Source organism: Pseudomonas veronii (genome assembly GCF_002028325.1).
GTDB lineage: Bacteria > Pseudomonadota > Gammaproteobacteria > Pseudomonadales > Pseudomonadaceae > Aquipseudomonas > Aquipseudomonas veronii.
Map to the genome: position 1 here is coordinate 2,153,258 of NZ_CP018420.1, position 16,227 is coordinate 2,169,484.

At 61.5% G+C, this 16,227-nt stretch carries 11 protein-coding genes and 1 pseudogene; 6 read left to right on the plus strand and 6 right to left on the minus strand.

From position 1 onward, the window contains the following. Nucleotides 1–69: 69 nt before the first annotated feature. From PverR02_RS10045 to PverR02_RS10065, 5 genes are all read left to right on the plus strand, one after another. On the plus strand, nt 70–726 hold the full coding sequence (locus PverR02_RS10045; protein WP_079444996.1) for an HAD family hydrolase: 657 nt from the start codon (nt 70–72) through the stop codon (nt 724–726). A gap of 45 nt (nt 727–771) precedes the next feature. After that, nucleotides 772–1,260: an Lrp/AsnC family transcriptional regulator gene (locus tag PverR02_RS10050; protein ID WP_079443240.1), complete on the plus strand. Its 489-nt coding sequence runs from the start codon at nt 772–774 to the stop codon at nt 1,258–1,260. 455 nt (nt 1,261–1,715) lie between these two features. Further along, nucleotides 1,716–2,486, plus strand: a complete 771-nt coding sequence (locus PverR02_RS10055; protein WP_227778812.1) for a DUF4198 domain-containing protein — start codon at nt 1,716–1,718, stop codon at nt 2,484–2,486. 25 nt (nt 2,487–2,511) lie between these two features. Beyond that, the gene (locus PverR02_RS10060; protein WP_079443242.1) at nt 2,512–3,717 is read left to right on the plus strand and encodes a DUF1624 domain-containing protein; all 1,206 of its coding nucleotides are present in this window, start codon (nt 2,512–2,514) and stop codon (nt 3,715–3,717) included. Between the two features lie 67 nt (nt 3,718–3,784). Then, nucleotides 3,785–5,128 carry an OprD family porin gene (locus PverR02_RS10065; RefSeq protein ID WP_079443243.1) on the plus strand — a complete coding sequence of 448 codons (1,344 nt, stop codon included), beginning with the start codon at nt 3,785–3,787 and terminating at the stop codon, nt 5,126–5,128. A gap of 92 nt (nt 5,129–5,220) precedes the next feature. On the opposite strand, the gene PverR02_RS10070 is transcribed toward PverR02_RS10065, so the two are convergent. The 3 genes and pseudogenes from PverR02_RS10070 to PverR02_RS10085 form a co-directional block, all read right to left on the minus strand. Next, the gene (locus PverR02_RS10070; protein WP_079443244.1) at nt 5,221–6,684 is read right to left on the minus strand and encodes an aldehyde dehydrogenase family protein; all 1,464 of its coding nucleotides are present in this window, start codon (nt 6,682–6,684) and stop codon (nt 5,221–5,223) included. A gap of 254 nt (nt 6,685–6,938) precedes the next feature. Then, nucleotides 6,939–7,525, minus strand: a pseudogene (locus PverR02_RS10075) (GNAT family N-acetyltransferase); the annotation flags it as partial. A gap of 639 nt (nt 7,526–8,164) precedes the next feature. Next, on the minus strand, nt 8,165–9,685 hold the full coding sequence (locus tag PverR02_RS10085; protein ID WP_079443245.1) for an MFS transporter: 1,521 nt from the start codon (nt 9,683–9,685) through the stop codon (nt 8,165–8,167). 106 nt (nt 9,686–9,791) lie between these two features. On the opposite strand from PverR02_RS10085, the gene PverR02_RS10090 reads away from it, so the two are divergent. Continuing rightward, nucleotides 9,792–10,715, plus strand: coding sequence for a LysR family transcriptional regulator (locus tag PverR02_RS10090; RefSeq protein WP_046384153.1), 924 nt, complete (start codon nt 9,792–9,794; stop codon nt 10,713–10,715). Here the strand turns inward: PverR02_RS10090 and PverR02_RS10095 are convergent. The 3 genes from PverR02_RS10095 to kdpB all read right to left on the minus strand — a co-directional run bounded on the left by PverR02_RS10095 (nt 10,675) and on the right by kdpB (nt 16,215). Continuing rightward, nucleotides 10,675–11,367: a response regulator gene (locus PverR02_RS10095; RefSeq protein ID WP_046384152.1), complete on the minus strand. Its 693-nt coding sequence runs from the start codon at nt 11,365–11,367 to the stop codon at nt 10,675–10,677. The two genes, PverR02_RS10090 and PverR02_RS10095, sit on opposite strands and share 41 nt — an antisense overlap. Then, nucleotides 11,364–14,015: a sensor histidine kinase gene (locus PverR02_RS10100; protein ID WP_079443246.1), complete on the minus strand. Its 2,652-nt coding sequence runs from the start codon at nt 14,013–14,015 to the stop codon at nt 11,364–11,366. Before PverR02_RS10100 ends, PverR02_RS10095 begins: the two co-directional genes overlap by 4 nt. A gap of 130 nt (nt 14,016–14,145) precedes the next feature. Continuing rightward, nucleotides 14,146–16,215 (minus strand): potassium-transporting ATPase subunit KdpB, encoded by a 2,070-nt coding sequence (gene kdpB / locus PverR02_RS10105; RefSeq protein WP_079443247.1) that lies wholly within the window; start codon nt 16,213–16,215, stop codon nt 14,146–14,148. Nucleotides 16,216–16,227 lie beyond the last annotated feature (12 nt).

Consider the following 16,227-nt stretch of genomic DNA (forward strand, 5'->3'; position numbering starts at 1 on the left):
CCAGGCATCGCCTGTGAGCGCTTATGGAGCATGGATTGATGGAATGCATCATTGGAGGCTGTGTACACCATGGGGCTGACTGATTATCAAGCGCTGCTCATTGACTGCGATGAAGTCTTGGTCGACCGCGACTCAGGGGTCTGGGCCGCGTTGCAACCGCTGTTGGACAGTCGGGGCGGGCAGCCGGACAAGGAGCGGGTGCTGGCTGAATACAACGAGGTGGTGCGGGCGCTGTATCCACGCTTTGGTGAGCTAGGCTTCAGTGGATTGCTGTGTTTCGCCCATCGTCAGTTGGCCGAGCGCTGGGGGCTCAAAGCCAGTTGGGAAGAGGGCATGAGCTTCGCACGCTCGGCGGCTGGCTGGTCGCTGTTCGAAGATGCACCGGGTGCGATGTTGTACCTGCGCAAGTTCTACCGGCTGCTGGTCAAGGGTGACCGGGATGCCGAGGATCGCGGACTACTCTGCGAGCGGCTGGGGATCGTGGCCGACGATTTCATCTCCCTGGCCAGCGACCCGTTGAAGGACCCGGATTGGTTGCTGGCCAACGATCTCGAGCTGGCCGGGATCCTGCTGGTGACCCGGCCGTCCGCCAGTGACGCGGCGGATACCGACGTGTGCCTGATCTGTCGCGGACGGCGCCAGCAACCCACGCAGTGTGCCACGGCGTATTGCATCAACAGCATGGCTGATCTGGTCGCTCAGCATCAGCTGTCTTTACGGCGCTGATTTTGCTAGAAGATTGTCTTACAAATGGCAGTCACGAGGTACGCAATGGAAGGTTTAGTCAAACTGGACCGCATCGACATCAGCATCCTGGTAGAGCTGCAGAAAGACGGGCGCATGACCAATGTCAGCCTGGCCGATGCCGTGGGGTTATCGGCAAGCCCCTGTCTGCAACGGGTCAAGCGGCTGGAGTCGGCCGGCTACATCTCCAGCTACAAGGCGCACTTGAACTTGGCGAAGATCACCGAGTCGGTGACGATCTTCACGGAAATCACCTTGAGCGACCACAAGCGCGAAGACTTCGCCAAGTTCGAGTCGAACATTCGCCTGGTGGATGAAGTGCTCGAATGCCATCTGATCAGCGGTGGCTACGATTACCTGGTGCGCTTCATGACCCGCAGTATCCAGCACTATCAGGAAGTGATCGAAAGCTTGCTGGATAAGAACATCGGTATCTCCAAATACTTCAGTTACATCGTCATCAAATCCCCCGTGCTCAAGGACGGCGTGCCGCTGCGCAAGCTGCTGCGGCACTGAAACGCCCTCCATACCAACACAAATCCTTCCCTGTAGGAGCGAGCTAACTCGCGAAAAACGTCAACGTTAACGCGGACATCCTGAATGAACGCGATGACCTGAAGTTTTTCGTCGGAACGCCGCCCGGAGCGAGCTCACGCCTACGAATATGTGAATTCTCTGGGCGGCTCCCGCAATTGGTTTTGCAGTGCGCAATGCACCGTGTTTGGACATCACCTCGCTTAAACCCGCAAACCTGCCTCATCCTCGCGCAAGCCGCATAAACATCTGTTTCGACCGGCAAAAACAGTTTCCGATTGCCCCGCCGACGTCTTTTTCGGAGCAAAGCGCCAAAGTCTCTGCGTTGTAATGCGTACAGAGAGTGGGACGCGGTTTGTGAAGTCGCTGATTTCGGGAGGATGAATCGTCAGCAAAAAACCGTTCATTAACACCAATCGGAGCCAAAAAAAATGCGAATGAGCAACGCAAAAGCACTATTGGGTTACAGCGTCTTCCTGCTGGCCGGCAGCAGCGAGGCGCACCAGATCTGGTACGAGCAAGCCCCGGGGCAAGCCCTGTCCTTGTACTACGGCGAGTATGACAAAAACATGTTGGAGGTCACACCGGGCGGAATGGACCGGTTCCGGCAACTCAACGGCTGGTCGGTCGGCGACAAATCCCGGCCGTTGAGCCTGACCTTGCAGCGTCAGGGCTTTGCAGTGGCCCATCAGGGCAAGAGCGATGATTCGCTGCTGGCCCAGGACCCGCATTATCCGATCTTCGATCTGCATGAGGCGGACAAGGCACTGAAGACTTACTGGACGCCCGCCACCCGTTGGGTCGGCGATTTGCGCGCACGTACCCCGGAGCTGACCCTGGATATCGTACCTACCGGCCAAGTCGAAGGTAGCAAGGCACAATTCCAAGTCTTCTATTCGAAAAAACCATTGGTGGATCAAGAAGTTAAACTCGAGATCGGCTCGGGCGAAGTTGTGACCCAGCGCACCGACAAAACAGGCAATGTTAACTTCGATTTGCCCTGGCAGGGAACGTATGTGGTGGCTGTCGAATACAAAGATCGCACCTCCGGTGAACGCGTAAGCCCCGATGGCAAGACCGAGCCGTATGATCTGAAGAGCTTCAGCTCAACGCTTTCATTCTATCGGGTGCAGGGCAAGCCTGCGTTGCCACGGGCACCGTCACAGTTGCCGGCCTCCAAAGTCGCCCGGTTGAAAAAACAAGCCTGATATCGCCCCCGCAGGAGTCACCACTATGTCCCAATCTTCAGGATTGGCCGGGCAGGCGGGAAGTATTTCCCCGGCACTGGCTACCTCCGCTGTAAAAACCAACACGCGGATGCTGGCGATCGATGCCTTGCGTGGGTTCGTCATGCTGTTGATGCTGATTGACCATGTACGGGAAACCTTCCTGCTGCACCGCCAGGTCACCGACCCGATTGACGCTTTAAGCGTGACGCCGGACCTGTACTTCACCCGGATGCTTAGTGAGATCTGCGCCCCGGTGTTTATCTTCCTTACTGGCCTCTCGGCCTGGCTCTATAGCCAGAAACACACCGCCCGTGAAACCTCGGTGTTCCTGCTCAAGCGCGGGCTCTTCCTGGTGTTTTTGGAAATTACCTTTGTGTGTTTCGCCTGGAACGCCGAGTTTCCACCCAAGACCCTCTGGTTGCAGGTGATCTGGTGCATCGGCATTTGCATGATCGTGCTCGCCGGGTTGCTGCACTTCAAGCGTAGCTGGCTGATTGTGCTCGGGGTGGCCATCGTTGCCGGGCATAACTTGCTCGATAACGTGACAGTGGGACCGGAGTCGCCGTTCTTTGTGCCGTGGTCGATCCTGCATCAACGGGTGTTCATCGACATCACCGAATTCACCCGGGCTCGCACCACATACCCGGTGTTGCCGTGGATCGGGGTGATTCTGTTGGGCTGGGCCATCGGGCCATGGTTTGGCAAGGACATGTCGCCGACCGAGCGAATGTCCCGCCTGGTCAAGCTAGGCGTTGGTCTGCTGGTGGCGTTTGTGTTCATCCGTTACCTGAATGTCTATGGCGAGAAACCTTGGGTGCAGACCGGTGATTCGTTGCGCACTTTCATGAGTTTCATGAGCGCGAAGAAGTACCCGCCGTCGCTGATGTTCCTGATGCCAACCCTGGGTTTGGGGCTGCTCCTGCTGGCGTTGTTCGAGAAAATGCAGGATCGCTGGTCCACCGCGACGCTGGCTATATACGGTGGAGCGCCGATGTTCTTCTATTTGCTGCACTTGTATGTGCTCAAGGCCATGTATCTGGTATCGGTCGCCATTTGGGGTACCAATCAAGGCGCGTACTACGGCTTCGATGACCTGCCCATGGTGTGGTTGTGGAGTGCGATTCTCGGGGTGTTGCTGTTCTTCCCGACACGCTGGTTCGCCGCCCTCAAGCAGCGCCGTCGCGACATCGCGATCCTTAAGTATCTCTGATCCATCCAACGGTGTCCCCCGTTCGGCGGGACACCTTGCAGACCCCCGAACTCTGTGGAGTTGCACTGTGAACACCTTATCGACGCATACCCTGCTATTGGCATTGGGCGGGCAGTCTCTGCTTGCCTGCGCTTCAGAGCAAGACAACGCCAAAGGCTTTGTCGAAGACAGTCAGTGGAGCCTGCTCAATCGCAGCGTCTACGACCGTCGGGACTATGAACACGGCTCACGGAGTAACGGTGCGCGCAATGCATTCAAGCCTCGCGCCCAGCGTAGCGAGCTCGCCGAAGAATGGGGCTACGGGCTGATGGCCGACGTCGCCTCCGGCTTCACTCCTGGCACCGTAGGTTTCGGCATCGATGCCCACGTCTATTCCGGCTGGGAACTGGACAGCGGAGGCGGGCGGGCCGGCAAGGCGCGGCTGCTCGGCGTGGATAATGACGGCCATCCGAAGAAAGAGATCAGTCGCGGTGGCGCCGTGGCCAAATTGCGCTTCTCCTCAACTGAATTGCGTTACGGCGAACAACGGGTAAAAACCCCGGTGTTTGGCTCATCCGACAGCCGTTTGCTGCCCGAAACCGCCACCGGCTGGCTGCTGACCAGTCGCGAAATGCCCGCTACCACGCTGTACGGCGGACATTTCAATGAAAGCACTGACCGCAATGCCACCAGTCACGACCAAGGGTTCGTGGTCAACTATTCCAACGGCAAGCAAGGCAACAGCTTCGACCTGGTCGGTGTGCGCAACACATCACTCAAAGGGCTCAGTGCCAGTTTGTTCAGCGCGCTATACGACGACACCTGGCGTCAGCAGTACCTAGGTGCGGTCTACACCCAACCGATAGTGGAAGGCCAGGATCTGACCTTCGACCTGAATCTGTACCGTACTCAGGACACTGGCAAAGCCTTGTCCGGTCGGATCGACAACACCACCTGGAGTTTTCTGACGACCTATAAGGCTGGCTCACACAGCTTCGGCGTGGGCTATCAGAAAGTCGACGGTGACACTCCTTACGACTATGTCACCCGTGGAGCGATTTACCTGAGCAATGCCGTCGCGCTGTCCGACTTCAACGCGCCGCAGGAAGCATCCTGGCAAGCCCGTTACGACCTGAACATGGCCGGCTACGGCATTCCCGGCCTGACCTTCGGTGCACTCTATGTGCGCGGCAGCGGCATCGACGGCAGCCACATGGACCCCAACGGCGGTTACACATGGCTAGGGTACGGGCAGGGAGGTAAACACTGGGAGCGGGATCTTCAGGCCAGGTATGTGGTGCAGTCGGGGGTGGCGAAGAACCTCGCGTTTAACCTGCGCCACGCGGTCCATCGGGGCAATGCTGCACAGGCGGAGCTGGATGCGAATCAGATTCGTCTGGCGGTTGAGTATCCGCTGGGTGGGAGGTTCTGAAAGAGGTGCGTAACGTGCTCAGAGGATTGTGGTAGTTGCAAAGTAAAAGGGGGGGACAGCTAACTCTCCCCCCTATTGTGTGCGTTTTGTGTTTATTCACCAAAGCCAACGATGGCTTTGGTTTCCAGATACTCTTCAAAGCCGTAGACACCAAATTCACGACCATTGCCGGATCGTTTGTAGCCACCGAAAGGCGCCATTGGATTCCAGGCGGGGTGGTTCAGCAGCACTTGTCCAGCGCGGATGCGAGAGGCTACAGCACGTGCACGATCGAGGTTCTGTGATTGAACATGAGCGCTCAGTCCATACACCGTATCGTTTGCGATAGCGACAGCCTCATCGATCGTTTCATAGGCAATGATGCAGAGTACCGGCCCAAAGATTTCTTCCTGGGCGATACGCATGGAAGACTCTACCTCGGAGAAAACAGTCGGCCGAGCGTAGAAGCCCGTTTCATGGCCCGGTACGCGACCGGGACCGCCGCAAACGAGTTTTGCACCCTCATTAAGGCCCGCCTCGATCATTGCTTGCACGCGCTTGTATTGGCTCTCGTTGGCGATCGGACCGAGTACCGTATCTTCCGATTGTGGATCACCCACGATGATCGCATTGGCGGTCGCGGCAGCCAGCGCTTCGACCTCCGCCAGCCTGTCCTTTGGCACGATCATTCTGGTCGGGGCGCTGCACGATTGTCCGACGTTGCGAAACGCAGTCATCACGCCCAGTGGCACGACTTTGGCGAAGTCGGCATCGGGCAGCAGCACGTTTGGCGATTTACCTCCCAGTTCTTGAGTGACGCGTTTGACTGTATGGGCGGCCGCTTGTGCCACCAGCGCGCCAGCGCGGTTCGAGCCAGTGATCGAAATCATATCGATATCGGCATGCGCAGCGATGGCTTCGCCGACCTCGGGACCACTGCCATTCACAAGGTTGAAGACACCCGCTGGCAGGCCTGCATCGTGGACCAGTTGTGCGAAAAGCAGGGCGCTCAGTGGCGACAGTTCGCTGGGTTTGAGGACCACTGTGCATCCGGCAGCGATAGCCGGGGCTACTTTCGCGGTGATTTGATAGAGCGGCCAATTCCACGGCGTGATGAGACCGCAGACGCCGATGGGTTCGCGTACAATCGCTGTGCTGCCTTCAACCGTCTGAAAGTTATAGGTGGACAGAAGATCACGGGCGACCCGTACGTGTTCGGCCGCCAAAGGCACTTGCATGGCCCGTGAGAAACTGATCGCCGCACCCATTTCCAGAGAGAGGGCCTGTGCAAGTTCCTCTTTGCGTTCAAGGATGAGTTCGTAGATCTTTCCAAGAAAAAGCGCGCGCGATTCTGCGCTGGAGGCAGCCCAACCTGGAAACGCAGCACGGGCCGCAGCCACTGCCCGATCAACATCCCCGGCAGTCCCCCGTGCGACCTCTGCGACAACGACTTCACTGGCCGGATTGACCACCGGCAAGCTCGCAGGGCTTGCCGGGGAAGACCAGCGACCGTTGATATAAAACTGGTGAGACGTTTGTGGATCAACGCGGTAGCTATTCGAAGATTGAGTTGTCATCCAGCTAGCTCCTTGGAGCGGAAATAGGCGCTGCGAACAGCAGAGCGGGAGAGATTGCGAGTCAGGGCAGCGCTGTGGCAGCCAACACATCCCCAGGGCCCTGTCATCTCAATAAACTAGCAAAAGAGCTCAGGCAAAATATGCCGTTGTTTTAGTCGGCAAGGGATAATCTGCTGTATCTCACGGGCTAACTTTGTATCTGTGCAGTAAAGCCCTTCATCGCCCTATGAAACCCTTGCCGGCAACGGTGATCGTTAGTCGATAGATTGAGTAATCAGCGCGAACTGCTTGATTTCATTGCATGATTTCGGGGGAGTTCCACGAACCATACGCGGTGCTCTGTCGACGCATTGCAATGCCCAGGTCCTTTAGCCAGCCGGTCAACCCGCAATCGCTCAGAATGTCGAAACGAACGCGCCAGGTATCAAGTGCAAAAGGCGGTTAGTCAGCGCTTGGCCTGCTCTAGATTTTTGGCGACAACCGGACCAATGATGTGGCCACGGTCAAGACGACGGAGTAAGGCATTGCCTTTTAGCTGTCCACCTACGTCAATGCCGGCCACGTATTCGGCCATCGGGAGAAAATCGTTAGGTGCCGTGGTGCGGTCAAGGCCACTACTCGCATTGGCTCATTCAATCAGCCTTGGGTAATCGGCCGGGCCTAATACGCAACAATGCGAGCCCTTGATCAACGGGATCAACGCCGGTGTTTTTGGTACACCTTGATGCTGTTGGATTCGCGCGAAGTCGACGAAGCCCATGCTTGCATAGAGCGGTGTGCCCAACTCCGTGGCAGTGAGAATCGGTGTGCGGGGCGCAGTAGCCTCCAGACACAAGTTCATCTCGCAAAGCTGCCGCTCGACCGGATCAAACAAAGGATGTAAACCGACGATAGTGCCAGGGCTGCGCTACAGGCAAGCATCGCGGATCGGCATTGAAACCGGAACCACGCCGCAAGAGACGATTTGCAAGGGCGGCAAGCACGATCAGTACCGGTGTACAGTACGGGAGACGCCGCTGAACCACCGGCAATCCGATGATCAACATCCCTGCAACTGGCCGAATACCCGACCTTGTTCCACCGGAAACAGTACACCGCAACGATCTCTACCATGGGCGGCAGTAGCGGGCCTTTTACTTGGGGAATTGACATGTTGGGCTTCGCTGAGGGGAGATCAAAATCGCTATTTTTGTCTCTGCGCTTCCCTCAGAAGTTGTGCCATGGTCGGGGCATCATGTTGGCGCCGACGCCGAACTGACCCAGTGGTTCAATTTGGCGTCGGCGCCTACAGGCATCGCCGTCAGGTTTGATCGTGACGACAGAAAAGCCCTCCCAAAAGGGAAGAAAAGTATTAATATCGCGCATAAGAACGCCGGTTTTTTAGATGTGTTTGCTCGCACGAACATCATCCATCAAATCGGCGTTCTTGTTTCTGTGTTTCCCGGGATTCCGTGCAGAACCTTTTTTTTGTGCCTGCCATTCAGCTCGGCGCTCCCTGTGCGGCCTCGGCGTGGAGGGGCGCGATGGGGCGTCGACCGAGGAAAATCAACACCGCCGCCGCCGTCAGCAGGGTGAAGCCCGCCAGCAGTTGCAACAAGTTGTTGAAGCCGGCGATATAGGCCGTGCGCAACACCGCCACGGGCAGGCTCGCACTGGCGTGCTGCACATTGCCCATGACCAGGCTCTGCGCAATGACGGAAACGTCCAGCGCCGTGTGCTGCGGCAGATGACGCGCAACCAGGGCGCTCAACACCGCCAGGGTGACCGCCAGCGCCACGCCCTCACTGGCCACGCGTGTGGTATTGAAAATCCCCGCCGCCATGCCCGCACGTTCTTTGGGAACCACGCTGATCGCCAGCCCGTCCATCAAGCCCCATGGCAACCCGGTGCCGATGCCGATGATCAGCATCGCGACCACTGTCTGCCACGGCTGGCCGACCTGAACCAGGCTCAGCGCATACAAGCCCGCCGCCGCGATCAGCAGGCCAATGGCGCACAGCACGCCCGCCGACAGCCAGCGCGTGAGCGTCGCCGCGAGCATCGGCACCCCCAGCATGGGCGCCGACAGTGCGAGCATCATCAAGCCTGCCTCGGACGCGCCGTGGCCTTCGACGCCGATAAAGCGCAGCGGCAGCAACACGATCAGGACGATGTAGCAGTAACAGGTGCCGATCGGCAGCAGTTGCACGCCAAGGAAGCGCGCAAAGCGAAACAGCTGCAGGTCGAGCATCGGGTGGCGGACGCGATGTTCAACGAGGATAAACACCAGCAGCAACACGGCGGCCGCCGCCAGCAGGTACCGCGTGCTCGCCGCGCCCCAACCCTGTTCCGGCGCGAGGATGACCGCTGTGGTCAAGCTCACCAGCATGGCCGAAAACGTCAGCACGCCGGCCGTGTCCAGGCGCAGTGCCCGGGGATCGCGGCTTTCCCGCAGGGTCGGCGCGGCGAGCATGAGCGAGAGGCCTGCCAGCACGGCCGTGCCGAGGAAAATCGCGCGCCAGCCCCACTGTTCGATCAGCAGCCCCGACAACAGCGGGCCAAACGCCAGCCCCGCGCCGAAGGTGGTGCCCAGCAGGCTGAAGGCGCGCGTGCGCGCATGCCCGTCAAATTCCTGGGCCAGCGCCGCACAACCGCTGGCCAGCGCGATGGCCGCCGCGACGCCCTGCAGTGCGCGCAAGGCATCCAGCCAGAGCATGCCCGGTGCCACCGTCAGCCACAGGGAGGCGCCAGTAAACAGTGTCATGCCCCATAAAAACAGGCGCTTGCGCCCATAGCGGTCGGCGAGGGTGCCGGCGGCCATCAACAAGCTGCCGAAGCTGAGCATGAACGCGTTGGTGATCCACGCCAGTTGCGTGGGGTGGGCGGCGAATGTCTGGCCGATAAATGGCGTGGCGACAGCGCCGCCGGTAAAGCTCATGGGCAACACCAACGCCGCCAGGCAAATCGCGGCCAGGATGGCATGGCGGCCCGGGGCGGGCAGGGTCTCGGTGGTGGTGTGCATGGGGGGCATTCCGGCTGTTTTATGAAGACAAAGACTCTAGACAGGATGCAATCGTCGATAAACAGCCTTACATTCCACTCATAACGGACTGAATGGATGTAATGGCGTGACGGATAATCTCAGCGGCGTGATCGCCTTCGTCAAAACGGCAGAAGCCCTCAGCTTCGTGGGGGCAGCGCGGGCACTGGGGGTTTCCGCCTCGGCGGTGGGCAAGAATGTCGCCAAACTCGAAGCCTCGCTGAATGTGCGCCTGCTGCACCGCAGCACGCGCAAAGTCGGCCTGACCGCCGAAGGTCAATTGTTCTACGAGCGCTGTCGGAAAATTCTCGACGACCTGCACGACGCCCGCGCCATGCTTTCCCATGCCATACAAGCGCCCCGTGGCAAATTGCGCGTCAGCCTGCCGACCATCGGCTACCGCTTTCTCTTTCCGCATATGCTCGCGTTCAGGCAGACCTACCCGGAGATCGAGCTGGAACTGGATTTCAACGACCACCTGGTGGATGTGATCGAGGAGGGCTTCGACGTGGTGATCCGCAGCGGCGGCCTGGCCGATTCGAGCTTGATGGCCCGCAAGCTGGGGCCGTTCAGGTTTGTGCTGTGTGCATCGCCCGCGTATCTGCGCGAGCACGGGCGGCCGGCAACCCTCGCCGATCTTGAGCGCCACCCATGCCTGCGTTATCGGTTTGCCACCACCGGCAAGATCATGGACTGGACGTTGTCCGCCAACCCCGCGATCACGGCGTTGCGCCTGCCCACGGCGCTGACGTTGAACAATATGGAAGCCATGCTCAGCGCCGCCGTCGACGGCCACGGCATTGCCTACGTGCCGGACTTTCTCGCCCGCGAAGCGCTCGCCCAAGGGCAGTTGGACACCGTGTTGGAGGGCCACTGCGAGGACGAGGGCCAGTTCTGGGCGCTGTGGCCGTCCAGTCGCCATCTCTCGCCGAAAATCCGCGTGTTCGTGGACTTCGCCGCCGCGCGCCTGTTCACAACCCGACCAACCGGTAGCCCACCTGCAACTCGGTAATGAAGTACTGCGGCTGCGCCGGGTCGGCCTCGAGTTTTTGCCGCAAATGCGCCATGTGTACACGTAGGTAGTGGGCGCGGTCGACGTAGTCCAGGCCCCACACGTCCAGCAGCAGTTGCCGGTGAGTCAGCACCCGGCTCTGGCCGCGAATCATTGCGCAGAGCAAGCGGTACTCGATGGGCGTCAGGTGGACCGGCTGGCCCGAGCGCGACACTTCATGGGTGGCCAGGTCGACCTCGATCTCGCCGAACGCCACCTTGCTGGTCGCCACCACGCTGCCGGTCTGCCCGTGCCGGCGCAGTTGGGCGCGAATGCGTGCGAGCAGTTCGGGCACGCCGAACGGCTTGGTCAGGTAGTCATCGGCGCCGGCGTCCAGGGCGGCGACTTTTTCTTCTTCGCGGTCACGTGCCGACAACACCAGGATCGGCACCGCCAGCCAGCCGCGCAGTTCGCTGATCAGTTGTTTGCCATCGCCGTCCGGCAGGCCGAGGTCGACGATCACCAGGTCCGGCTGACGGCTGGCGGCATGGATCAGCGCGCGTTTGACGCTGTCGGCCTCGAACACCTGAAAACCTTCATCTTGCAGGGCAATGCCGACAAAGCGGCGGATGTTGGCCTCGTCTTCAACAATCAGAATGCGTGCAGTGCTCATAAGGGTTCCATGACGGGCGGGGTGCCCGCCGGTAGCGTGATGATGAAATGCATGCCGCACGCGCGGCCGGGGTTGGCATCGATGCGCCCGCCGTGGGCCTCGACGATGCGTTTGGCCAGCGCCAGGCCCAGGCCGATGCCGGCGACGGACGATTCCTGCTGGCCGCGGGTGAAGGGTTCGAACAGATTCGCCGGCGCATGGCCGGGGCCGGTGTCGCTGACCTCCAGCACAATGCCCTCGCCGACCTGGCTCGCGGCCACGCGGATAGCGGTGCCCGGCGGGGTGTACTTGGCGGCGTTGTCCAGCAGGTTGACCAGCACCCGCTCGATCAGCAGCGCGTCGACTTCAACCAGCGGCAAGTGCGCGTCGAGCGTGGTGTGGACAGGGTGCCGCGCCAACGGTTCGCGCAATTGGCGCAGGGCGCTGCCGACGATTTCTTCCAGCGAGTGCCATTGGCGGTTCAGGCGCACGCCGCGTTCTTGCATGCGTGCCATGTCCAGCAGGTTTTCGATCAGGCGCTGCATGGACGTGGCTTGTTCGTGGATGCCGTGCAGCAGATCGGTCAGCGGCCCCGGCGGGGCGTGGGGCAGGGCGGTGTCGGCGGCGCCGATCAGCGTGGTCAAGGGCGTGCGCAGGTCGTGGGAAATCGCCGCGAGCAGGGTGTTGCGCATTTTCTCGCCTTCCATCTGCACCAGGGTGCTTTGCGCCACCTCGACGAAATGCACGCGCTCCAGGGCAATCGCCAGCTGACTCATGCAGGCTTCGAGCAGGCGGCGTTCCTGTGGGTCGTTCAGGCGCTCGCTCTGCGCCAGTTCCAGCACCAGCACGCCGCGCACGCGCATCGGCGCTTTGAGCGGCAAGTAGCAGCCCTTGGCCGCCGACAGGGTGTCGGTGCCGTGGCCGGCGGGGTGGCCGTGGTCGTAAGCCCATTGGGCGATGCTGTCGTCGATCGGCAGCCCGCCCGCGCTGACGCTGTGTACGCCATCGGCGGCATCCGGCAGGGCCAGGCCGACCCGGGCTTCGAAGACGCCGCTGAAGGTGTGCAGCGCGACTTCGCTGATGTGCTCCACGGTCAGCGCGGCCGACAGGTCGCGGGCCAGGCGCGCCAGGGAGGTTGCACGGCGTTCGCGCGCGGCAGCGGTGCGCGCTTCGTGGCGCAGGCGCGCGGTGAGTTGGCCGGTGATCAGGGCGATGCCGAGCATCAACGCAAAGGTGAAGAAATATTGGGTGTCGTTGACGGTGAATGAATAGCGCGGCTGTACGAAAAAGAAGTCGAAACACAGCACCGCGAGCATCGCGGCCCACACGCCGGGGCCGCGTCCATAGCGCAGCGCCACCAACACGACGGTGAGCAAAAACAGCATGACCACGTTGGCCAGGTCGAACACCTGCAAGAGCAGGGCGGCGCCGGCGCTGGCGGCGAAGCAGGCGAGGCTGGCCCAGAGGTAGGCCAGTCGAGTGCCGGGCAGCGCCGCGGGTTTTTCGTGCACGACGGGCTTGCCCGGCAGCAGGCCGTGGGCAATCACGATCTGATCGATTTGCGGGTGATGGCGGCTGATCCGGTCGCTGACCGACTGATGCCAGAACCGCCACCGGCGGCGCGGATGATGGCCGAGCACCAGGCGATTGGCATTGTGCTCGCGGGCGCAGGCGACCAGGGCTTCGGCGACGTCCATGCCCGGCAGTGTGGCCGTGTCGGCGCCGAATTCGCCGGCCAGGGCCAGGGTCTTCATCGCGCTCAGGTAGCGCTGGGCGCCGCGTCCCTGGGCCGACGCGACGTGGACCACAATCCAGTCCGCTTCCAGCTTCTGCGCCAGGCGCGCCGCTTCACGCACCAGGCGTTCATCGCCAGCGTCACCGGCCACGCCGACCAGCAGCCGTTCGCGGGCCGGCCACAGGGCCTTGATCGACTGTTCGCGGCGGTACACGCGCATTTGCGTGTCGACCCGGTCGGCCGTGCGCCGCAGTGCCAGTTCGCGCAGCGCCAGCAGGTTGCCCTTGCGGAAAAAATGTTGCGACGCACGCGACGCCGCCGGGCCCAGGTACACTTTGCCGTCCTTGAGGCGTTGCAACAGATCGTCCGGCGGCAGGTCGATCACCACCACGTCGTGGGCGTTATCGAACACATGGTCGGGCACGGTTTCGCGCACGCGGATGCCGATGATCCCGCTGACCAGGTCATTCAGGCTTTCCAGGTGCTGTACGTTGAGGGTGGTCCAGACATCGATGCCGGCGCTGAGCAGCTCTTCCACGTCTTGCCAGCGTTTGGGATGGCGCGAGCCGGGCACGTTGCTATGGGCCAGTTCATCCACCAACACCACGGCGGGATGGCGGCGCAGGGCGGCGTCGAGGTCGAATTCGCTGAGCGCGAACTCACCATGCTGCAGCGCGGCGCGGGGCAGTTGTTCCAGGCCATGGAGCCACTCGGCGGTTTCCGCGCGGCCATGGGTTTCCACCACCCCGGCCAGTACGTCGCGGCCCAGGGCGACTTCGCGTTGCGCCGCGGCGAGCATGGCGCAGGTCTTGCCCACCCCGGCGTTGGAGCCGAAGTAGATACGCAATTTGCCGCGCAAGGCGGCCTGTTCTTCTTGTTGTACCCGCGCCAGCAGGGCGTCGGGGTCGGGGCGTGCATCGTTTAAGGCGGGCATATTCTTCCTCTAGTTGTCTGTAGGAGCGAGCTTGCTCGCGAAAAACCTGAGGGTGCCGTTGGGTGTCAGGTTTCCCGCGTTATCGTTAACGCCCTTCGCGAGCAAGCTCGCTCCTACAGTGGTTGGCGCGCTATACGAGGCCCAACCCCGTCAGCAGCAGGTCGATCAGCTTGATCCCGGCAAACGGCACCAGCACCCCGCCCAGGCCGTAGATCAGCAGGTTGCGGTTGAGCAACGCCGCCGCGCCGATCGAGCGGTAGGTCACGCCACGCAGGGCCAGGGGAATCAGCGCGACAATGATCAGCGCGTTGAAAATCACCGCGCTGAGAATCGCCGAGTTGGGGCTGGCCAGGTGCATCACATTCAATGCGCCGAGCTGTGGATAGGTCGCGACAAATGCCGCCGGGATGATTGCAAAGTACTTCGCCACGTCATTCGCCACGCTGAAGGTGGTGAGGGCGCCGCGGGTCATCAGCATCTGTTTGCCGACCTCGACCACTTCGATCAGCTTGGTCGGGTTGCTGTCGAGGTCGACCATGTTGCCGGCCTCTTTGGCGGCCTGGGTGCCGCTGTTCATCGCCACCGCCACGTCGGCCTGGGCCAGCGCCGGCGCGTCGTTGGTGCCGTCGCCGGTCATCGCCACGAGCTTGCCCTGGGCCTGGTAGTCGCGGATCAATTGCAGCTTGTCTTCCGGGCGGGCTTCGGCGAGGAAGTCATCCACGCCGGCCTCCACCGCAATGGCGGCAGCGGTCAGGCGGTTGTCGCCGGTGATCATCACGGTCTTGATGCCCATGCGCCGCAACTCGGCGAAGCGTTCCTTGATGCCGCCTTTGACCACGTCCTTGAGTTCGACCACGCCCAGCGCCTTGGCACCGTCGCTGACCACCAGCGGCGTGCTGCCACGCCGCGCGACTTCATCGACCTTGGCCTGCAAGCTTGTCGGAAAACTGCCGCCCAACGCCTCGATATGGCTGCGAATCGCGTCCGCCGCACCTTTGCGAATCGCCCGGCCTTCGGGCAGGTCGACCCCGCTCATGCGGGTTTGCGCGGTGAAGTGGACAAAGCTGGCGCCCAACTGGTGAATGTCCCGCGCGCGAATGTCGAACTTCTGTTTGGCCAGTACCACGATGCTGCGGCCTTCCGGGGTTTCATCGGCCAGGGACGCCAGTTGCGCGGCGTCCGCCAACTCGGCCTCTGTTATCCCCGGCGCCGGCAAAAAGCTGCTGGCCTGACGGTTGCCCAGGGTGATGGTGCCGGTTTTGTCCAGCAGCAACACGTCGATGTCGCCCGCCGCTTCGACCGCCCGCCCGGAAGTGGCGATGACATTGGCCGACATCATCCGGCTCATGCCCGCCACGCCGATGGCCGAGAGCAGGCCCCCGATGGTGGTGGGGATCAGGCACACCAGCAAGGCCACCAGCACCGTGGCGCTGACCACGCTGCCGCTGCCGCTCATGGCCACGGCGAAGATCGAGTAAGGGCTCAGCGTGGCGATCACCAGCAGAAACAACAGGGTCAGGCCCACCAGCAGGATGGTCAGCGCCACTTCGTTCGGGGTCTTCTGGCGCTTGGCCGATTCGACCATCGAGATCATGCGGTCCAGAAACGACTCGCCGGGGTTGACGCTGATACGCACCACCAGCCAGTCCGACAGCACACGGGTGCCGCCGGTGACCGAGGAAAAGTCGCCGCCGGCCTCGCGAATCACCGGTGCCGATTCGCCAGTGATCGCGCTTTCGTCCACCGACGCCACGCCTTCAATCACGATGCCGTCCAGCGGCACCAGGTCGCCGGCTTCGATCAGCACCACCTGATCTTTGCGCAGCAGCGTCGCTTCCGTTGGCAGCCACGCCGCGCCGTGCTTGGGCTGTTGCAGCAACTTGGCCAGGGTCTGGCGTTTTATGCCGCGCAGGCTCGCGGCCTGGGCGCGGCTGCGTCCTTCGGCCAGGGCCTCGGCGAAGTTGGCGAACAGCACGGTGAACCACAGCCACAAGGTGATGCTGAGGATAAAGCCGCTGGGCGCTTCACCCTGGCCGCCCAGGGACTGGAACCACAGCAGGGTGGTGAGGATGCTGCCCAGGTAGACCACGAACATCACCGGGTTTTTCCATTGCGCCTGGGGCTGCAGTTTCTTCAGCGCATCCCCACACGCGGTGAGGACGATGGCGCGATCAAACAGAGGTAAACGAGCATTCTTCATGAGGGAAATCTC